This window comes from Puniceicoccaceae bacterium, from assembly GCA_040224245.1.
Classification (GTDB): Bacteria; Verrucomicrobiota; Verrucomicrobiia; order Opitutales; family JAFGAQ01; genus JAKSBQ01.
In genome coordinates this window covers 85,469-110,333 of record JBEGIR010000044.1, presented here as the reverse complement: position 1 = coordinate 110,333, position 24,865 = coordinate 85,469, and the positions used below count along the sequence as shown (strand labels likewise).

Genomic DNA, 24,865 nt, shown 5'->3' with positions numbered 1-24,865 from the left:
TCCCGCTACCCAAATTTCTGGAGTGCGCAGGAAGTACTGCTACCCTTCGGGACATGGGCAGGGTTTCATTTCCCAGCTGCGGCAGTATTGCCGTAGCGGTGATAGCTGTGGGAAATCACCTGCTCCTCGTAGGAGTGCAACAACTCAAGTCGCCCGTCCAGCAGAGGTGGCTGTCGGGGGATGAAGATGGATGTCCGTGACGCGCCTTCGAAGATTTCAGGTGGGATATTTGCAGGGTTGCAGTAGAGCAGGCGCGAGTATTCGGCAAGATAGTGGATGAGTGGAGCGTCGGGTGTCACTTCAATCGAACTCAATTTCGGGAAGTGGTTTCGCATCCCGCGAAGGTGTTCGAGCCACTCGGTTTCGCCCTCGAATCGCACGTCAAAATCCACACCCGAGGTGGCGACACCGAGGATGCGCAGCCACAGGTTGAGCGGGTCGAATCCCTGTTCGGCGCGGATGCAGATGCGCCTGGTGGGCAGGTAGCGAAAAGCATTGTGTTCTCCGCGGATGCGAAACGCATCGTGGGTGCGGGAGAACTCGGTGTGCAGCGCGACGGCGTAAGACTTTGCCGCACGGCGCAGCTTGTCGACTTGCCCAGGATGGAAAAACGGGGCGAGCAGGAAAGTGTTGGGCTGCAGAAACGCGATGCCGGACGTATCAGTGTTGTCCTGGTCGGCCTTGGATATGGGTTGGATGGATGCTGTCGATTCCCGGTCGCGGAAGCGCATGAACTGACTGAGATAGTTGTGCGTACCGACCTTGCGACCGGCACCCACTGCGGATTTTCCGAGACCGCCGAAGGGTTGACGCAGCACAATGGCTCCGGTTGTGCTGCGGTTGACATACAGATTTCCCGCATGGATGCATTGCTTCCACTGTTGAATTTCCCGCTCGTCCAGGGATTCCAGTCCGGAGGTCAGGCCATAACCCGTTGCGTTGACCAGTTCGATGGCGTGCGTCAGGTTGTCGGCACACATGACGGAGAGCAGGGGTCCAAAAAGTTCGGTCCTGTGGCAAAAACTTCCCTGTTTCACTCCCCACTTGATGCAGGGTTTGAGTTTCAGGGCATGATCGTCGACCCAGGAGGGAGGCAGTGCCCAGGATTCCTCGGGTTCGAGCGTGTCGAGTGCGTGGCGCAATGCACCTGATGCTTCGGATTCGAGCAGCGTCAATCGGTTTTTGAAGTCCCACGGGGAACCCACATTCAAGCTCATGGCAGCGTCGACCAGCGCATCCCGAAAGCCAGCATCTTCATAGACTTCCCGTTCGAGAATGAGCAGGGAAGTCGCCGAACATTTTTGACCAGAGTTGGAGAAGGCGGAGTGAATCACATTGCGGATGGCCTGATCCCGATCCGCCATTGCAGTGACAATGGTGGCGTCCTTGCCACCCGTTTCGGCGGCAAGCAGCAGGTCGGGGCGCGTGTGCAGCATCTGTTGGGCGGTGGACTCTCCGCCCGTGAGAATGACAAAATCGACATCCGGATTCGAGATCAGGTGCTGGCCAGCAAGTGATCCCGAACAGGGCAGCAGCTGAAGCGTGTTTTGCGAAATGCCAGCCTCCCAGAAACACTGACAGATCTGGTGAGCACAGTAGATCGCTGAACTCGCGGGTTTGAGGATAACCGTGTTGCCTGCGGCGAGTGCAGCAGCCACACCCCCCAGCGGGATCGCAATCGGGAAATTCCAAGGGGAAACCACCACTCCCACTCCCTGTGGCTGGACCTCCACGCCGGGGTGTGCATACCAGCGTTCGGCACTGTGTGCGTAGTATTCCAGAAAATCCACTGCCTCCGATACCTCGACATCGGTTTCGGTGAAGGCTTTGCCGAGTTCAGCGGCCGCTACGCCGATGAGATCCCCGCGATGCTCTCTCACCTTGCGGGCGACTGCGCGCAGCGCATCGCACCTTTCGGATGCGCTGCGCGTGCGCCAGGCATCGGGATCGGATCTGGCGGAGTTCACAGCGAGCGCAATGTCCTCAATGTTTGCCAGTGCCGCTTCGGCGATGGGGATGCCGTCGAAGGAGTCAGATCGATCTTTGACCCTGTGCCGCTTTCGATTTGAGAAGTGGGAGACTCCCGCCACAACCACGGGCAGGGAATTGATCGGATCTGCCGTTGTTTTTTTCCAGCGTTGACGGATCTGAGCGGCCCATTCGCGGTTTGCGGGCAGGGTGAAATCGGTATCCGCTTCACTGCGAAAGCATCCATCGAGTGAGAGGGTTCCCGTGGATGAATCGCACGGATCCTTCAGGCGATTCTGCCGGCGAAAAGGCTGTGTTCGAAGGCGATCCACCCGCTCAAACGCAGCGAGGAAGGCTTGTTTCTGAGATTCCCATGCATCGCTGCCGAGCTTGAGTCCGAAGGAGTAGCGAATGAAATGATCGTGGCCGGTATTTTCGTCGAGACGGCGCACCAGGTAGGCAATCGCGTTGGTGAACTGCTCGCGTTTTGCGCAGGGTGCGTAGAGCAGGACGGGCTGGGTTAAGTCCCGGATGGCGAGGCGCGCGGACTCGCTCATGCCTTCGAGCATTTCAATACTGTGGTAGGCTTCGCTGCCCAACTGTTTTGCCAGGGTGACTGCCCATGCCTGTTCAAACAGGTTGTGGGATGCGGTGCCAATGTGGGCAGCAGCGGCGTGCTCGGGGGAGAGCGCATAGGCGAGCATGCGCCGATAATTGGCGTCGGTATCCAGTTTTTCACGGAAGGTTGCGATGGGCCATCCTCGAAGTGCTGCTTCGGTGGACTCCATTTCCATGTTGGCCCCCTTGACCAGCCGGATTTTGATCGGGGCACCTCCGTTGCTGACGCGCTGCATTGCCCACTGCGTGAGTTGCTGTTGCCAGGTGAAGGAATCGGGCAGGTAGGCCTGCAGGGCAAGACCTGCATGCAAGGACTGAAATTCCGGCTGATCCAGCGTTGCTTCGAAGACGCGAACGGTGATTTCCAAGTCCCGATATTCCTCCATGTCGAGGTTGATGAAAGGGTTCCGTCCCTCCTGAGTGCGATGCTGCAATGCGACGCGAAAGAGTTTGCTCAAGCGTTCGGTCAGCACTCGAACCGTGCCCTCCATGTCGAGGGAGTTCATTTGGGAATACAGCGTGGAGAGTTTGATGGAAAGGTAATCGATCTGCGGGTCCTCAAGTGCGCTTGCATAGGTTTGCAATCGTTGCTGGGCTTCGGTTTCGCCGAGCACCATTTCACCGATCAGGTTTACAATGCATTGGGTGTTGCTGCGACGTCGTTGACTGAGGTGCTGGTGGAACGCACGGGATTCGCCCTTGATCACGACCGTGCGGCTGTCTTCGCGAATCTGACGCACAAACAAGGGAACAGAAATCGACGGTGCCCACATTCCCATGTGTTGAAAACAGCGCAACAGGAAGCGGTCCATGGCACTGAAAAAGTGCGCCATACCATGATGGCTGAGCAGAAACTGAATCTGTCGTGCCACACGTGCTGAATTGCTGGAGCGGAAGCATTGATCCATGAGCTGCATCAGCAGCACCTTGTCCTGCGGGTGCTCGAGAAGCTTCTGCATCTTGCGATGAAACTTCCGGTCAAATCGGCTGACCCTCTGCTGGGCGAGTTGCTGCCAGGATTCTGCGAGCTGGATGGATTCGGATATTCGATTCGTGTCCATAAGCATGTTCCCTTCCCTGCAGGCTCCAGGGCACAATTGCCCAAGCTCTGTATGCATTCAGGCTATCGCTGCTCTCCATAAATTGCAACGCATTCCCGATCCACTTTTCCCGCTAAGGATGCAATCGCATGTGTTGGCTGGAGTGAGGGGCGTGCTTGGGGGTCGTTCCATTGCTTGCACAAGGTCGGGGGAATTGGAAGCTCGTCAGTTCCAAAGTAGAGGGAGCATCTTGCTCGCCAGTTTCAAAGTTGAGGGAGCATCTTGCTCGCTTGTTTCAAAGTTGAGGGAGCATCTTGCTCGCTTGTCGGCACAAGTTTGGGTGAGTCTACTGTTCGCTGCAGGAAGGGTGGGAGGGCGCGAGCTGGAAGCTCCCGCTACGGTGGGGAAGGGTGTGGGAGTGCGCGAGCTGGAAGCTCCCGCTACGGTGGGGAAGGGTGTGAGAGGGCGCGAGCTGGAAGCTCCCGCTACGGTGGGTTGATGCAAAAAGCCCGCTCTGGAGGGAGCGGGTTTGCGGTAGAAAGGGCTCCCGGTCTATGCCGAACCGGGAACCGTTTCCGTGTTGCAGGACTTGACAGGAATGAGAATTGAAACGATGCCATGGATTCAGCATACGCAGTGCCAAGCGCAACCGCTGGTTGAAATTACTGCAGCTGTGCGTGAAATACCGGTGTGTTGCATGATGTCTGCGGGCAGTGTTGGATTTTGAACGCCGCCCAGCAGAGAAACACGCTACCCGTTCAAACCTGTGATTGGGTGCAACAACGCAGGTGAGCCGGATGGACTGGTGTTGTGGGGGCTAGGATTGTGCCAGCCATTCATTCATGGCAGCAGCTGCCTTGCGTCCTTCACCCATGGCGAGGATCACCGTTGCTGCGCCCAGCACGATATCACCACCGGCATACACGCCTTCGAGAGAGGTTCGGTTGTGCTCGTCTACGACAATATTGCCCCAGCGGTTCACTTCGAGTCCTTCGGTGGTCTGACGGATCAGTGGATTGGAGCCATTGCCGATGGCAACGATCACAGTATCCACTTCCATTTCATACTCGCTGCCATCGATTGCGACAGGGCGTCGGCGTCCGGACTCATCAGGTTCGCCCAATTCAAACTTCAGGACCTGCATGGCACGTACTCGCCCGGATTCGTCACCGAGGATGCGCGTGGGGCTGCGCAGAAAATCAAAAACAATGCCCTCTTCCTTTGCGTGCTCCACCTCTTCCACACGTGCGGGCATTTCTTCTTCGGTGCGCCGGTAGACGACATGGACCTCTTCGGCACCAATGCGCAGCGCGGTGCGTGCGGCGTCCATCGCTACGTTGCCACCGCCCAGCACAGCAACCTTGCGGGAGCGGTAGATGGGGGTGTCGGCGAGTTCACGCTCATAGGCCTTCATGAGATTGGAGCGCGTGAGGTATTCGTTGGCGGAGAAGACGCCCACGAGGTTTTCGCCATCGATATTCATGAACTTGGGCAGTCCGGCACCCGTACCGATGAAGACGGCGTCGTAGCCATCCTTTTCCATGAGATCCTTGAGCTTGCGTGTGCGCCCAACCACAAAGTCGGTCTTGATCTCAACTCCCATCTTTTCGAGTGTGGCAATTTCAAGATTGACGATGTCCTTGGGCAGGCGGAATTCGGGAATGCCGTAGAGCAGCACACCACCGGGGCGGTGGAAGGCCTCAAACATGGTGACCTGGTGTCCCTCGCGCCGCACATCCGCCGCAACCGTGATGCTGGCGGGACCACTGCCGATGACCGCGACCTTTTTTCCGGTTGCGGGTTTCACCTCAGGCACTTCAAAGCTTCCGTGTTCGCGCTCCCAGTCGGCGACAAAACGTTCCAGTCTTCCGATGGACACGGATTGATCGATATCCTTCGCCATCTTTCCGACCGTACAGACCTTCTGACACTGTTCCTCCTGTGGGCAAACGCGTCCACAAACTGCGGGAAGCAGACTGTTTTTTTTGATCGTGTCGATGGCTCCCTGGAAATCCTGTTCGGCAATCTGCTTGATGAATCCGGGAATATCAATGGCGACCGGACAGCCGGCCACACAGGGTTCATTCTTGCACTGGATGCAGCGCAATGCCTCGAGTTTTGCCTGTTCGGGAGTCAGCCCCAGTGCGACCTCGCACATGTTCTGGCCCCGGGCAACGGGATCCTGAGCTGGCATCTCCTGACGTTCGATGCCCTTGCGATCCTTGATCTTGAGTGCTCCCTCCAGTGGCTTGAGTTCCTCAAGCTTTGCACGGGCTTTTTCAGAAAGTTGTTCGGGTGTATGGTGCATGATGAAAAGGGAAAATGGGTTGAACCACGAATTTCACGAATCGACACGAATCTGAATGCTAGAAAAGGAGTCGTTCGTATTCTAATTTTTTCGGATTTCCAAAATTGATGAGGACTGCGAGTTTAAGACCCGTTGCTTTGAGGTAGTTGAGTGTTTGGGCCCGATGCTCATCGAGAATCGACTTTACCGCTTTGATTTCGACGATGATTTTGGAATAAACCACAAAATCGGGAGAATAGTAGGAATTGAGCGTTATCCCCTTAAACTGAATCTGTAGCTTGGGCTTTTCCACAAAGGGAATACTCTGATTGTTGAATTCACAGTTCAGTGCATCCTGGTAGACTGCCTCCAAAAAACCCGATCCAAGTTCATTGAAGACCTCAAAGGCGGCTCCGACAATGGAGTAACATTCTTCCTTATAGATCAACTCCATGATTCGTGTGGATTCGTGAAATTCGTGGTTTAAAATCGTTAGCGGGTTTGGCCGGTGATGCGGCAGGTGTGGGCTTTGTCAGTTTCCTGGGATTTGTAGGACTGCAGGCGACGCATCATGTTGTCGAAGTCCACCTGATGTCCGTCAAACTCGGGGCCGTCGACACAGACGAACTTGACCTCACCGCCGACGTTGACGCGACAGCCTCCGCACATGCCTGTGCCGTCGACCATGATGGTGTTGAGCGAGACTACGGTGGGAACCTTGTAGGGTTCTGTCGTTTTGGCGCAGAACTTCATCATGACGGGTGGACCGATGGCGACCACCAGATTTGGGGGTGTGGCGGACTCGCAGGATTCCTTCAACGGTTCGGTGACCAGTGCCTTGCGCCCCGCGCTTCCGTCGTCGGTGCAGAGGATCAGCTCGTCCGCAATCGACTGCATCTCTTCCTTCATGATGATGAGATCCCGGTTGCGCGCACCCATGATCACAGTCAGGTGGTTGCCTGCGGCCTTCATCGCCTGCGCGATGGGGAAGGCTGGCGCCACACCGATGCCACCACCGACCACGACCACCCGTCCCAGTTTTTCAATGTGGGTGGGTTGTCCGAGCGGACCGACGAGATGCGGCACTTCTTCACCCACCTCCAATTTGGACAGTTCGAGCGTGGTCTTGCCAACGCGCTGAAAAATGAGGGTGATGCTGCCTTCCTCTGTGTCCGCATCTGCGATGGTGAGCGGGATGCGCTCCCCGTAGGTGTCATTCACCTGCAGGATGATGAATTGCCCCGCCTTGCGCTCCTCCGCGATCAGGGGAGCCTCGAGGCGCATCTGGAAGACATCCTCGGAGAGTTGTCGTTTGAATAAAATCCGTGCCATGAAATTCTCTATTTAGTTTATAAGAAAACGTAATAATAAGAATGGAAAATATTAGTTGTTGCAAAGGAAAAAATTGAGGGACAAAGGGAAATGTTTTGGGAGCGTCAGAATGCACAAAAAAAGCCCCCCGGATTTCCGGGAGGCTGGCACAAAGGTGATTGGTCAGTGCGAAAGAGTCTTAGAACTCAAATCGGTATTTGCTCAGGCGGCTCCCGAGTTCTTCGAGCACGCGCTTTTCATTTTCTTCGCCCTGCGCTTCAAAGGTGACCGAGAAGCGAACAAAGGCACCCTCGTTGTCCCAGGGAACGGTGCTGATGAGTTCGTTGTGGATGAGCCACTGGCTGAATGCTTCACCGCTTTCAAACGTTTCCGTTCCGTTCGGACCCTCCGCAGATTTGGGTGCGGGAACGTAGAGGAAAAAACTGCCACGCGGTTTTTTGGGGGAGAATCCGGCACCCGAGAGTGCCTGGATGAGCTGATCCATGCGTCGTGAGTATTTGGCGGCGATGCGCTCTGTGATCCACGGATTGGCGAGCGCGGCTTCGGCTGCCTTCTGGATCGCGAGGAACTGTCCGGAATCGGAGTTGTCCTTGACGGCGGCGTAGGCACTGACGATGCCTGGGCAGCCGACGACGAATCCGATGCGCCAGCCAGTCATGTTGAAGGACTTGGAGAGCGAGTGCAGCTCGATCGCAACATCCTTTGCCCCTTCGACCTGAAGGATGGAAATCGGGTTGCCATCAAAGACCAGTGCGGCATAGGCGGCGTCCTGGATCACGATCAATTGATTGTCCTTGGCAAAATCGACCACTTTTTCGAAGAACTCGAGCGTTGCGGAGGCACCGGTCGGGTTGTTGGGATAGTTGATCACCAGCACCTTTGCCTTCTTGAGCACCTTTTTCGGAATCGCATCAAGGTCGGGCAGAAAGTCGTGCTCTTCCTTGAGTGGCAGATTGTAGACCTTGCCACCGATGTACTGGCTGTGCGTGCCAAAGACGGGGTAACCAGGTGTGGTCATCAGCACGTAGTCATCCTCATTGACAAAACAGAGCGGGATGAGCGAGAGCGCAGCCTTGGAACCGATGGAGTGAACGACATCGGTTTCTGCGTTGAGTCCCTTGACCCCAAAGACGGATTCCATGTATTTCACGGCCGCCTGCTTAAAGCTGTCGGAACCATTGTCAGCGTAGCCGCGGTTGGCCGGGTCGGTTGCTGCTTCCTGCAAGGCCTGAACGACCTCAGGGAAGGCCATTTCGTCCGGTTCGCCAACACCCATGTCGATGAGGGCTACGTCGGGTTTTTCCTTACGGGCTGCCCGCTTGGCGCGTTTGATCTTCTCAAACTTGTAAATTTCGGTGGATTTACCGAACATTTTCCCTCCGATGCGGTCAGCATACAGGTTTTGAATGAATGGAGCCGTCATAGTTTATTGCAGTTGTTAGGACGCTGTTTGCAGCGACCGAGTCCCCTATGAGAGAACAGGGGTTCCTCAGATTTCAAGCCAACAATGTGAATTTGCTGTGCGAATCGGGAATTAGTAGCAACTTTACTGCAACTGTGTTGCTTCATTCCTGCAGCGGGTTTGTGAAAGTCCTGACCGTTGTCAGTGGATCACTTCAATTCGCGAACAAGCATGATGCCGTTCATGTTGAAGCCCTCTGGCCCTCCAAATGCGGTGACTTCGATGTTCAGGGTTATCCCGTGACCTTCAGCCTCCCATCTGGCACTGCGTTCCCCTTCTGTTTTCTCCGGAATGTATTCGTTGGTCACGGTCCATTGGCCTGCAGCCAGCTTTTCGCTGAAAAACGAAACCGCGTCCGGCCAGCTGATGCCAGGGCTAAACACAATGCTGTGGCCGTTTTCGCCGAGATTCATGCTGGTCCTGACTGTAGCCTCTGCCGGAAACGGAATCACGGATTCAACCCCATTTGGAAGTTGGATATCGTGCGCGGCAACCGTTTCGCCTTTGGCTGAGCCTGCTCCAGCCGATCCACCGCATCCGGCGAGCAGAGCCGCGATCAGGATGCTGAGAGGTAGAAGCAGGAAAACGGGTGTACGGTTCTTAGATGAATTCATGGTCATTTGCTTTCTGTAGTTTTTTTGAACTGTTGGAGCACCCATTATGGTTTTGGAGCGTAAAAAATCAAGGGAACGTGCCCCAAAGACCACGGCATGCCAGTGCCAAAGCTGCGAGGATCGGTGGAATTTATACCGTTTATGGCTTAAAAAACTGAAACCTATAACATCGGCTGGTGAATGCCAGCCTGCAAGGCCTATGGCCCACATAACGCTGTTTTACAGCGACAAAAGGGTTTTGTGTCCCCCGACTCGTCGGGGTTTTTGCAGCTGCGATGGATCGGAGCGTTTTGAGTTCGGCATCTGCCGAACGGTGTTTTGTCAAACCCTGCGTCCAGTGTCTGAAACAATCATTTGTATCAGGGAGCGGAGCGTGGGTACAGCGAAAGCACGAGTGGATTCACGTGTTGTCCAGATTGAACACCTTCAAATTGCTGAATTTCCTGAAATCTTGATCGAACGTCGCAACCTCACAGCCTTTTGATGCTGCCATTGATGCAACATATGCGTCCACAAAATCGACTTTCTTCTTCACAAAAGTATGCAAAGCCTGAAGCAACACATCCCGCTCAATGACATGAATGGAAGGACTTTCAAGGAGCAGAATCAGTGCATCTCGTACAGACACCGGTGGAAAACCGTAGACACGCCCTGTCAGCACAAAAACGACTTCAGCGACAACGAGTGGAACGATGGTGATGCGAGCGCTGCCAGATTCAGCCTCAAGCATCAATTTTTTTGCGATCTCGGCTTGGGATAGCGGTTCGCCAGTGATGAAGCGAACCAGGAAATTCGTATCCACGAGAACCTCACGCATCACTGCTAGTTCCTTCCTTGGAAATCTCTTCAACCCAATGCTTGCGGCCCTCCTGGCGCGCCTGATCGATATCGACTGGCTGCTTGGGTTTTAATATTCCAAAGGCTGCTCCGACACCTGGGTGCCGTCGGATCAACACATCATTACCACGAAGATGGTACACGACTGATTCCCCGGATTGAAGATGCAAGGCCTCCCTGATTCGTTTGGGCAAAGTAGTTTGTCCTTTTTTTGTCACTTTGGAAGACAGCATTCCAAAAGTAAGGCAATAATGAGTTTCCTTGTCAAATGCTTGCGAACGTCAATCCAAGGAAACGCCAAAGTGGTTTCAATCCGCGCCTTGAAAGAAGCAAGGAGCAAGTAGAAAGGAGTGAGGAGTGAGGAGTAAGGAGTGAGGAGTAAGGCTGAAGGTGATTTGAGATTTGGAATCTGTGTTGCAATGCGTTTCAACCGGTGCTTTTCCAATGGACGTTGAAGAGGATTGGAATGGGGTTTCCTAGAGAAACAGAGATGGATCTTCGGGGGACACGGCTTTGATGGGGGACTGTTTGAAGTCGGAAAGGTTGCGGGTAACGATGAGTTGGGCACTGAAGAGCAGAGCAGCTGAAACCTGCATGGCATCTTCGAGGTCTCTGAATCCGAATTCGAGTGCCCGCTTCATTTCGGTCGTTCCGGTGCCGGGAATCACGCAAAAGTCAGTGAGTTCTTTGATGAACCCCCAGGCTCCATTTTTGCTCAGGTAGTGGATGTTGGCCAAGCCATGCCAGGAGACTGCACATTGTCCAGGGTGGTTTTCGCCCCAGTCCAGCACTCGGGCGCTCCCGTCAAAGTGGGGTTTCCGTTCCATTAAGACATCGAGCAAAATGTCCGTATCGATGAAAAGGCGCATGTCACTCGGTCAGTTGGTATTTGGCACGGAGACGTGAAGCCCGTTCGTCCGTCTGGTCGGTCAGTTGCATCTGTCCCTTCCAGCGTTGGGAAAAAGTGGTAGGGCGTTCCTTCGGGAGAGGACTGGACGTCTCGGTCAGGAGTTTCTCCACCAAGGCGGACAGACTGATCCCTTGACGCCGGGCAACATCCTTGGCCCGATGCGACACCTTGGGGTCGACGGTTAAGGTGATTCGAGTTTTCATACGCATAAATATACAAGGTGTGCATGCGTATGACAAGTGCGATGGAAGGTTATCAAAAACATTTCCGGAAGCGGTGAACCGCTTTCACTTTACAAAACCCGACACCCGATCTGTTTGTATTGGCAGCTGCCTATGCCGAAGGCATTGTGGGCGATCATCCGTTTTTGGACGGGAATAAACGAACCGGGTTCATGGCTGCTTATTCTATATTAAGGAGCTAGAAGTAAGGAGCTAGAAGTAAGGAGCAAGGAGGGAGGCTGAAGGTGATTTGAGATTTGGAATCTGTGTTGCAAAGCGTTTCAACCGGTGCCCTCGCGTGGAGGGGATGGTTGGAATTCCTTTACCAGCTGGCGGTGACGTGGGGATAATCGAGGATTTTTCGATCTGTGGTCAGCAGGCGCAAGTTGTGCAATCGGGCGGTGGCGGTGAGGATGCGATCAGCGGGATCGGGATGAAAGGTGTCGGGCAAGGAGTATGACTCTTCGGCGATGGCCATGGAAATGTCGATGACATGCCAGCCATTGTGATACACCGCTTGGCGAAACCAGATTTTCCAGTGCGTCGGCAGTGCGATTCGCTTGCGCTCTTGCAGGCATGCCAGCTCGGCAGCGGAGATGGGCGAAACACACACCGAGTTTGCGTGATCCAGTGCCTTGCGAACGCTCGGCGTAACGCACGGGTCGTCGGTGCTCAGGAACAGGATGGCACAGGTATCGAGCAGAATGTTCATTGCATCATGCTCCAGCTCGACTCGGGCAGTGCGGGTTCAGTGAGATCGCACAGGATCTGGATGTTGTCGTTTTTGGCCCATCCAATACGGGTATGATGTTTGGGTTCGGGAACATGGGGCAGAAGCATTGCCACTGGAATGTTGCGTTGGCAGATGAGGGTGGATTCGCCCTTTTGGGCTTGTTTCACAAGGTTGCAAAACTGCGTTTTTGCTTCACTGACATTCAGAGACTTCATGATCAAAAACTTGACCAACTTAAAGGTCATGTCAAGAAGGTCTCTGCGTGTGAGTTGTTTTCATTTGGAGGAGTAGGCAAGGAGCAAGGAGTAAGTAGAAAGGAGTAAGGAGGAGGGTGGAGGCTGAAGGTGATTTGAGATTTGGAATCTGAGATTGCAAAGCGTTTCAACCCGCGCCACTCAGGCGCCGTGAGTGAGGTTCAGCGGCGGTTGCGGCGGATTTCGCGCCGGGTCTGGTGGAAGGTGGTTTTGGGGTCGGGCCAGGAGGGGGTGGGACCGAAGCGAAGGGTTTGCAGATGAAGGGTGAGCTGAGGGTTGGAAGTGGGCAGGAGCTGGTAGCGCTGCAGCAGTTTGCCAGCGTGTTGGCGAATGTGTTGCTCGCGGTTTAGGGGTTGACGGAGACGTGCCGGGAGCAGGGTGAACAGCAGCAGGACGAACAGGACGGTCAGTATGGCGAAGCCCAGCAGCGGAAGGAGTTGTGGGAGTTCGCGAGAGGGTTGTTCGGAGTCGAATCCGGTCTGCTCGGATGGGGATTGGTTGGGGAACCAGCGACCCCAGGTGCGTGAAAGGCGTTGGAGTGGATCGGAGAGCTTGCGCCATTGCTGTGCAAGTTGGTGGGCCAGATCGAACTGGCTCTGTCCATCGAAGCCCACAACATGACGGTAGTATTGCAATTTGAGGGATTCGATCCAGTCCTGCCAGAATGCAAATCCGCGTGCAAAGCTGCCCTCGTCCTCGAGGTTGTGCGCTGCCTGCCAGCCGGGTGGAGTGGGATCGACGCGCAACCACTGCCCTGACAGGTCGAAGACCTCACACCAGGCATGGGCGTGCAGGTTGCGCACGGTGAAGAGGGTACGGTCCCGATTCCACTCGCCTCCGGCAAAGCCCGTGACCATGCGGGCCGGGATGCCGTTGGCACGGCAGAGCAGCACGGCGGCAGCTGCAAAGTATTCGCAGTGCCCGGAGCTGCCGGACTGCATCCAGGCGATCATGGGATCGCGGCTCGAGGCTGACGAGCGACCGGGAGTCGCGCGCAGACTGTAGGAGTGGCGGTCGTGCAGGTAGCGGATCACATGGTTCACGTAGGCGCGGGTGGGATCGTTTAGCGATCCATCATTCGGAACGGAGCGAAGCTGCTCGACAACCTCGGCGAGGTAGTTGGCGTCGGCAGTGCTCAGCCTGGCTGAGAGCGTCGATTGTGGGTATTCCGTGAGGGATTGGGCATCGTTCGATTGCAGTTGGATCGCACGCCACTCGGGGTCGGTGAGCAATGCATCGAGTGCGGAGGCACGGAAGGGAGTGTCGGCGTCAACATGGCGCAGACGGAAGGTGGTCAGCTGGCTGGAGGGTTGTCGCAGGGAAAAGGTGGAAAAGACCGGATCAATGGTGAGCAGTTGCACGCTTTGGAATTGAATGGCGCGAAAACTGCCCGGTATCGGCAGGAAGCGGCTGACGGAACCCTCGAGGAAAACATCCCAGTTTTCCCCGCTGAAGGATTGGGGATCTTCAATCATGCGGTTCGAAAGGAAATGATCGGACTCAAACAGTTCGGTGGAGCGCAGGCGTTGAGCGGTTTTGTCGGACTTGAAGAATTGTCCGTTTTCGTAGACATCGAGCACGAGCATGCGCCAGTAGGGGTTGGCAGGCAGGGAGTCGGGGTTGGGGATTTCGACGCGAAAGGCGACTGATGGATCGAGCACGATCTGGCGTACGGCACCGAGTGAAAACTGCTCGCTAAAGCCAGAGAGTGCGACACCGGGAACACTCAGCGAAGGTAGCCACTGGCGTAGGTGAAAGCGCGGCAACACGAGAAAGATCAGGCTGATTGACAGCAGCATGAACACTGCACACAGCGCGATCAGTGCGAATAGGTGGGGGTGAATGGCGTGCCGAAGTTGTCGAAGAAAACGCGTGGCCTGAAAGGATCGCCAATCCGCGTGAGTCAGGCATTCGGGGTCGGCTGGGTTGCGCATGCTGTTGAGCATGAGCAGGATCATCGCCAGCGGGCTGAAGGCAATCAGTTGAACGGCATAGCTGATCGAGATGCTGAGCACGCCGTTGAGCATGATGAGAAAGAGGGCGAGGAAGAGCAGCTGCATTGACTCGCGAGCGGTACGGTAGAAGAGGGTGCGCGTCCAGAGGATGAGCAGACCCGCGCGCAGCATGGGATCGAGGATGGCGGGCCAGTGCAGGGCAACATCGATGACGATGCCGCCGATCAGCACGACGGAGAGTGCGGGCATCCAGCGTCGGGACAGCAGACCTGTGATGCGGGGAAAGGCAAGACTCAGGCCTAGAAAGACGATCAGTGCGATGAGCAGGGGGGATTGGCTGATGCCCTCGGAAAGGATGCCCCCGAGTGCGATCAGCAGCACAGTTTGCGTGAGCCAGAAACGGATGCGCAGGAGATCGGTGGAACTCAGGGGTGGTGCGGGTGTGGCCATGAGTTCAGAGGGTGGGTTGCAGGTGGACGGGAGTCAGAACGTGTGGGGGTTGCCCCCTTGTATGCGAAGGCAGGGCATGTGCCTGAGGTTCGATCCGGGCGAGTGCATCGAGCAGGCGGTGCAGGGCGGATTCGCCATGCAGCAGCAGGGGTGGTTGATCGTGCAGCGAGACCTCCAGCAGGGGTGAGTATCCGAGCTGCAGTTCGATCCAGTGTGCGATGCGGGAGCAGTAAGTGTGCAGCTGCGACTCGTCCAGAAAGTGGGAGCTGTGGAAGTCGAAACAGACGCAAGTGGGTTGGGGTGCGGTGCTTCCGGGACGCTCCAGCACGGTGGGTCGTCGCAACTGCGCGGACTTGCGCCAGTGAATCGTGCGCACGGGATCACCGTGGCGATAGTTGCGCAGGCCTGCGATTTCAGGACTGGGGGAACCCCATCGGGATTGAACTGCCGACTCATCCCGCAGGTTGGAAGAGCCGCTGGATTGAAGGGGAAGGCAGGGCAGGGGTTCGCGGGTCGGCGCTGGCCAGACGATGGTTTCGTGACTCAGGGATTGGGGAAACACCTTGAGCAGCAGGCCAAACGGAAAGGTGGACTCGATCTGGCGCAGCCGGATGCGGTGCCACCCACGAGCAGGGGTTTGCCAGGGAAGCGAGCAGAGCGTCCACTCATTTGCAGACTGGCTGCGGACAGGCAGCGAGTGCCGCAGGCGAATCACTTCACGGAGGTGAGTACCTTCGACCTCGATGACCGCGATCAGTCCCAGCGAAGGCAGAGCGCGCTTGAGATCCCGAAAGTCGAGCTGGAGGGATCCCGGTACACCTGCCCGACACCGGCTGACCCTTAGATTCCGGAATGCGATGTGGCTGAAATTCCACCAGGAGAGCAGTCCATTGAGCAGCAGGGCACTGAGCAGGCAAGCCAGTGCAAGGAACAGCACGTTGCTGCCCGACTGGTAGGCAGCCATGGACGTGAGAGTGACGGCACCGAGATACCACCAGCCCGCCTTGCTCAGACGGGTGGGCATGCGATCCATCCAGGACTGGGCACGTGTGGACTTCAAGGTGGCGGAATTTTTCCCTGGAGCATCTGAAGTTCGTCTGCCACCGCCCGGGCATTGGAATCGGGATGGCTGAACTCTGGCAGGATGCGGTGGGCGAAGACGGGAACAATGCTCGCTTCCACATCTTCGGGAATCACAAAATTGCGGCCTGCGAGCAGTGCGCGTGCCTGGCTGACGCGCTTGAGTGCAATGGCTCCGCGGGTGCTGATACCGATGCGAAAGCGCGCATGTTCGCGGGTGGCATGCACCCAGCGCAGCAGGTAGTCGAGCATGGAGTCTTCGACAAAAATCTCACGGCAGCGGGATTGAAGTTCGAGCACATCGTTGTGCTGCAGCACGGGTTCGACCGAAATGGCGTCATAGTGCGGCTCAGCGTGTTGCAGGATCTCCTTCTCAACGGCGGGATCGGGATAACCCATGGAGATGCGCATGAGGAAGCGGTCGAGCTGGTTTTCCGGCAGGGGGAAAGTGCCCTCGTAGTCAAGTGGGTTCTGTGTTGCAATGACCATGAAGGGCGATGGCAGATCCATGGCGTTTCCCTCAATCGAAATGCGACTGCGCTCCATGCATTCGAGTAGACTGGACTGGGTTTTGGGTGACGTGCGGTTGATCTCGTCCGCGAGAACTACGTTGGCGAAGATGGGACCCGGGTGGAACTCAAACTTCTCTGTTTTTTCCTGATAGATCGAGACCCCCAACACATCGGAAGGCAGCATGTCGTTGGTGAATTGAATGCGGGAGAAGCGACCTCCGATGGATGTTGCGACTGCGTAGGCGAGCGTGGTTTTGCCAACTCCGGGAATGTCCTCGATGAGCAGGTGCCCGCCTGCGAGCAGGCAGGTGATGGCATCGCGAATGGCGTCATCCTTGCCACGGATGATGCCTTGCAGTTGTTGAAAAAGGGCCGTCAGGGAGGCGGGTTGCATGGAAGAGCATCTTGTGGCAAATAGTGGGGATTTCAACTGTGGGGTGGAGGTCGAGTGGAGTGAGGAGTTGTGAGGCGACGGGATGAAAATTCTGAACGTTAGGGTGGAATTTCGGAGTGTGTTGGAATTCCGGAGTGTTGAAGAGGTCCGAATTCTCCCGAATCCGGCTACAGGATCGTGCTTGGAGCGGCTGCGGGATTGGTGTGGTTACGGATCGGGTTTGGGTCGGGCAAGCGGTCGGGCAAGCGGGAGTCCTGTCGGAGACCTAAGGAGCAATCGCGGGAATGCTCACCGTGCATTCATCTGTGCGACGTTTCATTCTGCGGCAAGTTGCGATTTTGGCAGTAACGCTCTAGGATGGCTGGATGAACTACCCCGCTGCGTTACGTTTGGGTGTCCTTCGCATGGCGTTTGCCGCTGGATGGCCACTGTGTCTGTTGAATGCACTGCAGGCGTCCTTTACGCCCGATCCGAAGGAACTGCCGGAGCAAAGCGTGCAAACCCTTGAAATTGGAGCATCCATGCCCGATTTCCGCTTGCCGGATCTGGAAGGGAACTGGGTGAGTTCGGATGAATTTGCGGAAGCCGAGGTGCTGGTGATTCTGTTCACCTGCAACCACTGTCCGACGGCGCAGGCCTACGAGGACCGCATCATCGAATACGTGGAGGACTACCGGGACAGGGGAGTGCAGGTCGTCGGCGTGATGCCCAACAGCGTATTGGGGTTGTTGCTCGAGGAGTGTGGCTACTCGGACCTGAATGATTCCTTCCCTGAGATGAAGATTCGGGCGCAGCACAAAGGCTATAACTTTCCCTATCTCTATGATGGGGATGACCACCGCATGTCGGTGAAATTTGGTCCGTCGACCACTCCACAAGTGTTTGTGTTTGATGCGGAGCGACGGCTGCAGTATGTCGGTCGCATGGATGCCCACGAGCGGCCCGGGACGGGTCAGGCCGAGGATTTGCGCAACGCTACCGACGCATTGCTTGCGGGAGAAACCCCCGAGCTGCAGCAGACGCGCGCCTTTGGATGCTCGGTGAAATGGGCGTGGAAACTGGACTGGACGCGCAAAGTCAATGCGGATTGGGCGGCAAAGCCAGTGACTCTCGATGATCTCGACATGGCGGAAATGCAGGAGCTGTTGGCCAATGATTCGGACTCGCTGCGCCTGATCAACTTCTGGGCGACCTGGTGTGCGCCATGCGTGATCGAATACCCTGATTTTGTGGATACGCATCGCATGTATTCCGGGCGTGATTTTGAGTTCATTTCGGTGTCCATGGATCGGCCGGATCAGCGCGGGAAGGTTCTCAAGTTTCTGGATGAAGCGAATTCGGCGGTGCGTAACTTCATTTTCACCGGAGCCGACAAATTTGCGTTTATGGAAGCGGTGAGCGCGGACTGGAACGGAGCGCTGCCCTTCACCCTGCTGGTGGAACCCGGTGGCGAAGTGGTATGGAGTTGCCAGGGTCCCGTGGACTTCCTGGAACTGCGCCGCGTCATTGTGGATCATGAGCTGATCGGTCGATACTATTGACCTCGAATTCAGGAAGCGTTTGACTTCACTCTTGATTCAACCATTCCCCAACTATGAAACTGTTCCGATCCCTTTGTATGCTCTTCGCATCGACGCTTGTCATGAATGCACAAGATGCTCAACCGAAGCCCGAACCGATCCACGTTCTGGTCACGACCAAAACCGGAGGGTTTCGTCATGATTCCATTCCCGAGGCGATCAAGGCCTTCGTGGAGATGGGGCAGGAGCGCAACTGGAACATCACCTTCACCGAAGATTCGAGCCTGTTCACTCCAGAACTGCTGGCGCGCATGGACGCAGTAGTCTTTCTGTTGACCTCAGGTGAGATTTTTGAGGATGCACAGCGCGAGGCAATTGAGGAGTTCGTGCGCCAGGGAGGTGGACTCTTCGGGGTGCACAGTGGTGGTACGGATACGGAATACAATTGGCCCTGGCTGCGTGCGCGCATCCGTGCGAAATTTGTTTCGCATCCACCCGTCTGCGAGGCGGAACTCATCATTGAGGATCGCGATCACCCTGCGACGCGCCATTACGAATCGGATCGTGTGCTCGTGGAAGATGAAATCTACAGCTTTGATGAAAATCCGCGCGAGCACGTACAGGTGTTGATCTCGGTGGATGAAGACAGCTACGACGTGGATAACAACCCGTGGTTCAAGAACGTGACCTCCCATGCGATGGGGGATCATCCACTGGTGTGGTATCAGGAATGGGAAGCTGGGCGCGTGATCCAGACGGCGCTTGGACACACCAACGAACAGTACCGCGATGCCAGCTTTCGGGCGCAGCTTGCTGGTGCGCTCGAGTGGGCAGTTGGACGAGAGTAGCGGGTGATGGAGCCGAAGGTTAGCTCCCTTTGGCTTTGAACTCCTCATTCCTACCTGCTTTGCGTGGACAATTGCGGGTTTGCGGTCGCGAATGGACGTAAACTTTTTTTGAAGGTGTCCGATGATCAGAACGTAACCTGAACGTCGGTCAACACACTATTCATCCATGGCAAAACTCCACGTCAACCTTGTCTCTCACCTCTGCTTCCTGACGGTTCTGACCGTAGGTGGTTGGGATCGATTAGAGGCCAGAGAGGATTCCAGCGCGGTGCCTGCGCGCATTTTGGTTCTGTTTTCCTATGATGCGTCGTTTTCGACCTTTACGGATCAATAGAGAGTGATGCGCTCGATTTTGGGTCCTGCCAGCTACCATGTGGACATGGAATTCATGGATTCGAAACGCATCCCCACAGATCAGGGCTTTGCCTTTTTTGAAGATCTGATTCGCTTTAAGAAGCCCCTGTGGCCGGAGTATGACCTGATCATGACCGTCGATGACAATGCGCTTCGGTTTATGCTGGAGGCTGGTAAGGAACTTTTCCCGGAAACTCCTGTCGTGTTTCTGGGAGTAAACGATCTGGATTTTGGAAGATCCATGAATCAGGTTCCTCAGATCACAGGTGTGCTGGAAGAACTTTCATTTCAGGAAACTGTGGATTTGATGCACACCCTGTTTCCGGACGCAACGCGGTATCATGTGATCTTTGACGGAACCGCAACGGGCAGATCGGACTGGAGGGAGTTTCAGAAGGTTACTCTTCCGGAGGGGGTCAGCAGGATATCCCACGATTTGGCGTCGATGAGTTTTGAAGAGCTTCGTTTGCAAGTGAATGATTGGCAGGATGCCGATATTGCGCTTCTGATTTCTGCCTACCTCGATGGCAAGGGACGGGTGCAGCGTTTTGAGGACAGCGTTTCAATGCTGACGAAGGAGTGTAGGGTTCCTGTGTTTCATCCCTACCAGCATGGAGTGGGTGCTGGGTTGATCGGTGGCAAGGTCGTGTCCCACTTCGAACAGGGACGAACGGCGGCGATGTTGGCGAAGCGGGTGATTGAAGGAACGTCCATTGCATCTCTTGCGGTGGTGGAAGAGAGTCCGAATCGCGTGATGTTGGATGAACAACGAGTGAAGTTGTTTGGAGCATCTCTGAGAAATGTGCCTGATGATGTGATCTGGGTGAACCGAAGCCCCTCCTTTTTCAGAGACAATCAGCGCTGGATCGTTGCGACGGTATTGTGGACCACGCTGTTGATCGCGGTCGGAGCCGGGTTTTTCCTGTTGTGGAAGCGTGAACGTTATCGCCGCAAACAACTGCAGGAGTCTGAAGCACGAGCGAGTGCTCTGTTCGAGAATCCCTTTGTCATGATGCTTGTGGTCGATCCCCGGACGGGAACGATCATCAATGCCAATGAAGCAGCAGTGAAATACTACGGCTACTCGAGAGAAGAACTCCTGGGATTGCCAGTTGCGCAGCTCAACACCATGTCCCCAGAGAAACTCCGGGAGGTAATGACAGCTGTCAGCCAGAATCAGCCCGGAGTGTTTCGCTTTCAACATCGACTGAAGAGCGGAGAAGTACGCGATGTGGAAGTAGTGTCGGGACCAGTGCAGTTCGATGGGGTTCCTTACTTGTTTTCGATCATCAAGGACAACTCTGAGGTCATGCAGCACGAGCGTCGTTTGGAACTGGCGCGACAGGAGGCCGAAAAGGCAAACCAGGCGAAGGGTGATTTTTTGTCGATGATGAGCCATGAAATGCGCACCCCACTGAATCCGATTGTGGGGTTTGCATCGATCCTGTTGGAAGAGATGGAGCACGAAGAGCATCGCGAGCAGGTTCAAATGATGCTGGAGTCTGCAGAGCATTTGAAGCGATTGATCGAGGAAGTGTTGCGCTTCAACAAGCTGAATTCCGGCGGTTATGTGCTGCACGAGCATCGGTTTTCCCTGGTGCCATTGCTTAAGGAATGGACGCAACAGGCGCAGCTGGCAAATCCGGGCAACCGACTGGAGTTTCGAGGGGTTGCACTGAACGATGGCGATGAGTTGGAACTATGGGGTGATCCAGATGCTATCGGGCACATCGTCACGAACCTGCTGAGCAATGCGTGCAAGTATGCGGAGAATGGCAATGTTGTGCTGGGCTGCCGCCTGAAATCAGAGGTGCAGGGGCGTTGTTGCATCGAGATCGAGGTGGAAGATGATGGAGTGGGCATCCCAAAGGAGTTGCAGCAGGAGATCTTTGAACCGTTTCGCCAAGTGGACAACAGCATCCGCAACTCGATCAATGGCGTGGGTTTGGGATTGTCCATTTGCCGATCAATGGCCGATTTATTGGGAGCGGCGCTGAATGTGGAGAGTGAACCGGGCATGGGGTCGCGGTTCACCTTGAAGCTTTGTTTACCCCGAAGTGAGTATTGAGGAAGGCTCGGCGGTTCCAAACGTGGGGTATCCTAAGGAGCTTCTCGAAAGGTGTTTTGACGCCGCGGTAATGCAGATTGAATGTGGGCTGTGCATGTGTTGGGACCGTGCGTTATTGGAAAAGGTTCCACCTTTTGCGTATGGAACTGGATACAAATCTGAAGCTTCCGTGCGAAACTGCTTTACTTTCGCTCAGCAATGCGATCTGCTGCGTTGCATTGGAGGCATGAATGCATGCCCAAGGCTTGTCTGCTACGGTGAGAGATGAAGCTAGGTTGATTTTCTCTCATCGCATTTTTGACCCGGATTCAGGGTATTTTTCATATCACGACAGGCCTTCTGCTGCTCAGTGCAGCTTCCCCCCACAGACCGAAATTGCGGTGCTCCAATGGATTGGAGACGGTGAGGATACGGATGTGGCGAGATGCCGTGACGGTTCAGGTTTCACTTTTACAAGGCACGCATGGCTGCATCCCGTCGTCTGTGCTTTCATCGAATCATGGGATGCATGGAAAGAAGAAGTAAATGGATATCTACGTAGGAAATCTGTCGTATGACACAGATGAAGCAACCTTGCGCTCCCTGTTCTCCGAACACGGTGCCGTAAGCAGCATCAAGATCCTGACGGATCGTGAAACCGGTCGTTCCCGTGGCGTCGCTTTTGTCGGCATGGAAGACTGGAAAGAAGCCGGAAACGCAATCAAGGCACTTGACGGTGCTGAAGTGGACGGTCGCAACCTCCGTGTCAACAAGGCAGAACCCAAAGGCGAGCGCCCGGCAGGCGGCGGTTTTGGTGGCGGACGTCCCGGTGGACGCTCGGGCGGATTTGGTGGTGGCGGACGCGGCGGCCCACGTGGCGGCGGCAATCGCTACTAGGAGCTTTCGGGCGAAGTTTCGTCCGCATTGATCTTTGCAGGCACCGCTCCGGCGGTGCCTTTTTGCGTACAGAGAATTGTGGATTATCAAGCAATCTTGCGTTTCACAAAGTAACGAAAGCTGCGCACATCCGGCCCGCAGGCGTTATCCCGAATGATGGCATTCACCTCGGCCCCCATCGATTCCATGAAGTCGCAAACTTCGCTGCGCGGTATGCCGTACATTTCCATTTCCGGACCTTCAGCAGCATCGTCAAAGCAGCGGTAAGTGGCTTGCGTCTGAATCTCTTCCGGGAGTTGAAAACAGAGTACCCCATCCGGTCTCAGTAGCCGGACAAACTCCCGCAGGTAAGCCTTTGAGAATTGCGGTTCCATGTGTTGAAGCATGATCATGGATACAATGAAATCGAAGCTGGAATCGCAAAAGCATCCCAGATCGGGAGAAGGGTTCTCGTGGAAGCAGCAGTTGGTGATCCCCCGTAGTTTTGCAGATTTCATGGCGTGCGCAATCATCTCGGAGGAGATATCGACGCCATCAACTTGCTCGAACCAGTCGGCAAGACGCAGACTCAGGCGACCAATCCCGCATCCAAAGTCGAGTGCCCGGGTTCGCGGGAAATCCAGCCAGCAGTGAAGGCATTGTTGAATGATGAAATTGATCGAATTGCTTCCATTTTGGTAAAATGCATCTTCGTCCCATTGATAGTCCGGCTTTTTGCCAGCTGTGAGTACGGCCCACATGGGGTTGAGACACGCAAACGCATCCCAGGTTCTGCGCAAATCTTCGAGGTCCATGGTGATAGTTGTGTCATAGGATCCACCTTCAACGCTGTATCATCGGGTAGGAGGATGGGAAATGGTGAATGAGTCTCGTCGGTGCCATGAGATTGACGCTTCGAGAGATCCTTTCCAATTGCTGATTTTGACCCGGGTACATGCTTGCGCAAGTCAGAATATCGTCGGGAAATCATGGGATACAGGTAGATTTGACGCTTGACGATTTTTGAACGACTGGGACTGGCTGCGAATCTGAAATTTGGGTCATTTGAGTCCTTGACTCTGTCTGCAGACGCATTGCAATGGCTGACAGAGGCATCACTCCTCCAATGATCGCTTTTACAACTCTCGCACCTTCTGATGAATCAGCATCCCTCGTTTTTATTGCATGCATGGCTTCGCCCACATGCGTTCGTTTCTAGTCACGCCAGTCTGCAGAATACAGCGGACATTCACCCGGAGGATTTGATCCAGAGCGAAGGGGTGGACGGTCTGTGCCGCACTGCTGAGGAATATTACCGGCAAATCCGGCATCCGGATTGGTTGTTGCGCAAGCCCTTTGGTGATGCGGAAACGGCGAGTCATGTGTTGCCCCGACTTGGATTTGTGTTGCAGGGGCTGCGCCTGCGCAAGGGAGATACCGTGCTGGATTTTGGTGCGGGGACCTGTTGGCTGGGCAAGATTTTGCACACGATGGGTTGTCGGGTGATTTGCCTCGATCCATCGGAAACAGCACTCGAGTTGGGTCGACAAGTGGTGGGTTATGAGGCAATGAGCGAAGCGGACCGGGAGCGAATGCAATTCCTGCACTTTGATGGACACCGCATTGAACTGCCGGACGAGAGCGTGGACCGCATCCTGTGTTTTGACGCACTGCACCATGTGCCGAATCTGGAGAGCATCCTGAGTGAATTTGCACGCATCACCCAAGCAGGTGCTGTGGTTGCGCTCAACGAACCTGTGGGCAGGCACAGCTGCACTGCTGCGTCACAACACGAAATGCGCAAGTATCGCGTGCTTGAGAATGACCTCGACCTGAACTCGATTTGCGACCGCATGCGCAAGCTCGGGTTTACACCTCCGCATTTTCGGTTTTATCCAAGTGATGATGTGTTTTTGACCTATCGGGAGCGGCGTTGCCTGCTCGGTCGGGGGATTTGGGGAAAGTTGAAGTTGTGCAGACGATTGTTTCGCAATCTGACGCAAACGATGCGCAACGAGGCCGTCTGTTTTTTCGAGAAACCCGGAGCGATAATGGATAGCCGCTCAACGCGTGGTTTGGCAGGTAAGATAAGTTGGGTACAAAAGCCCGAGCTGGCAAACTGGCATGGTCACCAACCTGTGAAGGCAGTGATCGAATTGCAGAATACGGGACAGGCCCATTGGCTGTTCGAAAATGCGGAGGATCACGGTGTGGTCAAACTGGGTTGCTGGGTTGTGGATGGTGAAGGTGACGGACACGAACGCGTGCTGTTGACCCGGAAGATTCCCCATGCGATGGAGCCGGGTGCCCGGACAGTGTTGGAAGTGGAGCTGGAAAACCTGCCGCTGGGCTTTCGATCCCTGCGTTTTGATCTGCTCGCGACACATGTGATATGGATGAGCCAGCTCGGATGTTCCAGTCTGCACATGGAAGCTGAGCCTGCTGCGGAACACCCATAAGCGGGCACAGGGGATTTTGGTGTTGATCCCCAGCGTCAAATCCACGCTAAACTTCTGTTAAGATGGTCGATTACTGGAGGCGGAGGAATTGTGT

23 protein-coding genes and 1 pseudogene are annotated in these 24,865 nt (G+C 55.3%); 8 read left to right on the top strand and 16 right to left on the bottom strand.

The genetic code is table 11. The annotated features are described in order from the left end of the window. Positions 1-65: 65 nt before the first annotated feature. Positions 66-3,647 (bottom strand): bifunctional proline dehydrogenase/L-glutamate gamma-semialdehyde dehydrogenase, encoded by a 3,582-nt coding sequence (locus ABQ298_07635; protein ID MEQ9824239.1) that lies wholly within the window; start codon positions 3,645-3,647, stop codon positions 66-68. 301 nt (positions 3,648-3,948) lie between these two features. Here ABQ298_07635 and ABQ298_07630 point away from each other — a divergent pair, with 301 nt between their 5' ends. Continuing rightward, positions 3,949-4,125: a hypothetical protein gene (locus ABQ298_07630; GenBank protein ID MEQ9824238.1), complete on the top strand. Its 177-nt coding sequence runs from the start codon at positions 3,949-3,951 to the stop codon at positions 4,123-4,125. Between the two features lie 318 nt (positions 4,126-4,443). Here ABQ298_07630 and gltA read toward each other — a convergent pair whose 3' ends face one another. The 9 genes from gltA to ABQ298_07585 all read right to left on the bottom strand — a co-directional run bounded on the left by gltA (position 4,444) and on the right by ABQ298_07585 (position 11,271). Then, positions 4,444-5,934: an NADPH-dependent glutamate synthase gene (gltA, locus tag ABQ298_07625; GenBank protein MEQ9824237.1), complete on the bottom strand. Its 1,491-nt coding sequence runs from the start codon at positions 5,932-5,934 to the stop codon at positions 4,444-4,446. 58 nt (positions 5,935-5,992) lie between these two features. Beyond that, positions 5,993-6,367, bottom strand: coding sequence for a GxxExxY protein (locus ABQ298_07620; protein ID MEQ9824236.1), 375 nt, complete (start codon positions 6,365-6,367; stop codon positions 5,993-5,995). Positions 6,368-6,405: 38 nt separating this feature from the next. Continuing rightward, positions 6,406-7,245 carry a sulfide/dihydroorotate dehydrogenase-like FAD/NAD-binding protein gene (locus ABQ298_07615; GenBank protein MEQ9824235.1) on the bottom strand — a complete coding sequence of 280 codons (840 nt, stop codon included), beginning with the start codon at positions 7,243-7,245 and terminating at the stop codon, positions 6,406-6,408. Positions 7,246-7,423: 178 nt separating this feature from the next. Beyond that, positions 7,424-8,668, bottom strand: coding sequence for an LL-diaminopimelate aminotransferase (locus ABQ298_07610; protein MEQ9824234.1), 1,245 nt, complete (start codon positions 8,666-8,668; stop codon positions 7,424-7,426). Positions 8,669-8,856: 188 nt separating this feature from the next. Continuing rightward, positions 8,857-9,321, bottom strand: coding sequence for a hypothetical protein (locus ABQ298_07605; protein MEQ9824233.1), 465 nt, complete (start codon positions 9,319-9,321; stop codon positions 8,857-8,859). A 400-nt stretch (positions 9,322-9,721) separates the two neighbouring features. Next, positions 9,722-10,138, bottom strand: coding sequence for a PIN domain-containing protein (locus ABQ298_07600; protein ID MEQ9824232.1), 417 nt, complete (start codon positions 10,136-10,138; stop codon positions 9,722-9,724). Beyond that, the gene (locus tag ABQ298_07595) at positions 10,131-10,391 is read right to left on the bottom strand and encodes an AbrB/MazE/SpoVT family DNA-binding domain-containing protein (protein MEQ9824231.1); all 261 of its coding nucleotides are present in this window, start codon (positions 10,389-10,391) and stop codon (positions 10,131-10,133) included. The genes ABQ298_07600 and ABQ298_07595 overlap by 8 nt, the downstream gene beginning before the upstream one ends. A 243-nt stretch (positions 10,392-10,634) precedes the next feature. Beyond that, a complete protein-coding gene (locus tag ABQ298_07590) occupies positions 10,635-11,027 on the bottom strand; it encodes a PIN domain-containing protein (protein ID MEQ9824230.1) in 393 nt (130 codons plus the stop codon). A 1-nt stretch (position 11,028) separates the two neighbouring features. After that, positions 11,029-11,271, bottom strand: a complete 243-nt coding sequence (locus tag ABQ298_07585; protein ID MEQ9824229.1) for a DUF6364 family protein — start codon at positions 11,269-11,271, stop codon at positions 11,029-11,031. A gap of 104 nt (positions 11,272-11,375) precedes the next feature. Between ABQ298_07585 and ABQ298_07580 the strand changes: the two are divergent. Further along, positions 11,376-11,474 (top strand): annotated as a pseudogene (locus tag ABQ298_07580) (Fic family protein). Between the two features lie 137 nt (positions 11,475-11,611). Here the strand turns inward: ABQ298_07580 and ABQ298_07575 are convergent. The 5 genes from ABQ298_07575 to ABQ298_07555 form a co-directional block, all read right to left on the bottom strand. Further along, positions 11,612-12,001 carry a type II toxin-antitoxin system VapC family toxin gene (locus tag ABQ298_07575; protein ID MEQ9824228.1) on the bottom strand — a complete coding sequence of 130 codons (390 nt, stop codon included), beginning with the start codon at positions 11,999-12,001 and terminating at the stop codon, positions 11,612-11,614. Then, on the bottom strand, positions 11,998-12,189 hold the full coding sequence (locus ABQ298_07570; GenBank protein MEQ9824227.1) for a hypothetical protein: 192 nt from the start codon (positions 12,187-12,189) through the stop codon (positions 11,998-12,000). Before ABQ298_07570 ends, ABQ298_07575 begins: the two co-directional genes overlap by 4 nt. Positions 12,190-12,437: 248 nt before the next feature. Next, positions 12,438-14,681: a DUF3488 and transglutaminase-like domain-containing protein gene (locus ABQ298_07565; protein MEQ9824226.1), complete on the bottom strand. Its 2,244-nt coding sequence runs from the start codon at positions 14,679-14,681 to the stop codon at positions 12,438-12,440. A gap of 4 nt (positions 14,682-14,685) precedes the next feature. Further along, positions 14,686-15,741, bottom strand: a complete 1,056-nt coding sequence (locus tag ABQ298_07560; GenBank protein ID MEQ9824225.1) for a DUF58 domain-containing protein — start codon at positions 15,739-15,741, stop codon at positions 14,686-14,688. Next, complete coding sequence (locus ABQ298_07555; protein MEQ9824224.1) at positions 15,738-16,667, bottom strand: MoxR family ATPase; 930 nt, start codon at positions 16,665-16,667, stop codon at positions 15,738-15,740. The genes ABQ298_07560 and ABQ298_07555 overlap by 4 nt, the downstream gene beginning before the upstream one ends. A 365-nt stretch (positions 16,668-17,032) precedes the next feature. On the opposite strand from ABQ298_07555, the gene ABQ298_07550 reads away from it, so the two are divergent. The 5 genes from ABQ298_07550 to ABQ298_07530 all read left to right on the top strand — a co-directional run bounded on the left by ABQ298_07550 (position 17,033) and on the right by ABQ298_07530 (position 22,333). Beyond that, positions 17,033-18,208, top strand: coding sequence for a redoxin domain-containing protein (locus ABQ298_07550; protein ID MEQ9824223.1), 1,176 nt, complete (start codon positions 17,033-17,035; stop codon positions 18,206-18,208). 101 nt (positions 18,209-18,309) lie between these two features. Continuing rightward, the gene (locus ABQ298_07545) at positions 18,310-19,035 is read left to right on the top strand and encodes a ThuA domain-containing protein (GenBank protein MEQ9824222.1); all 726 of its coding nucleotides are present in this window, start codon (positions 18,310-18,312) and stop codon (positions 19,033-19,035) included. Between the two features lie 166 nt (positions 19,036-19,201). Then, on the top strand, positions 19,202-19,369 hold the full coding sequence (locus ABQ298_07540) for a hypothetical protein (protein ID MEQ9824221.1): 168 nt from the start codon (positions 19,202-19,204) through the stop codon (positions 19,367-19,369). 54 nt (positions 19,370-19,423) lie between these two features. After that, the gene (locus ABQ298_07535; protein MEQ9824220.1) at positions 19,424-21,457 is read left to right on the top strand and encodes an ABC transporter substrate binding protein; all 2,034 of its coding nucleotides are present in this window, start codon (positions 19,424-19,426) and stop codon (positions 21,455-21,457) included. A 525-nt stretch (positions 21,458-21,982) separates the two neighbouring features. Further along, positions 21,983-22,333 (top strand): RNA-binding protein, encoded by a 351-nt coding sequence (locus ABQ298_07530; GenBank protein ID MEQ9824219.1) that lies wholly within the window; start codon positions 21,983-21,985, stop codon positions 22,331-22,333. Positions 22,334-22,419: 86 nt separating this feature from the next. On the opposite strand, the gene ABQ298_07525 is transcribed toward ABQ298_07530, so the two are convergent. After that, entirely contained in the window at positions 22,420-23,127 is a 708-nt protein-coding gene (locus ABQ298_07525; protein ID MEQ9824218.1) for a class I SAM-dependent methyltransferase, read from the bottom strand. Between the two features lie 342 nt (positions 23,128-23,469). On the opposite strand from ABQ298_07525, the gene ABQ298_07520 reads away from it, so the two are divergent. Then, positions 23,470-24,771 carry a class I SAM-dependent methyltransferase gene (locus ABQ298_07520; protein MEQ9824217.1) on the top strand — a complete coding sequence of 434 codons (1,302 nt, stop codon included), beginning with the start codon at positions 23,470-23,472 and terminating at the stop codon, positions 24,769-24,771. Positions 24,772-24,865: the final 94 nt, after the last annotated feature.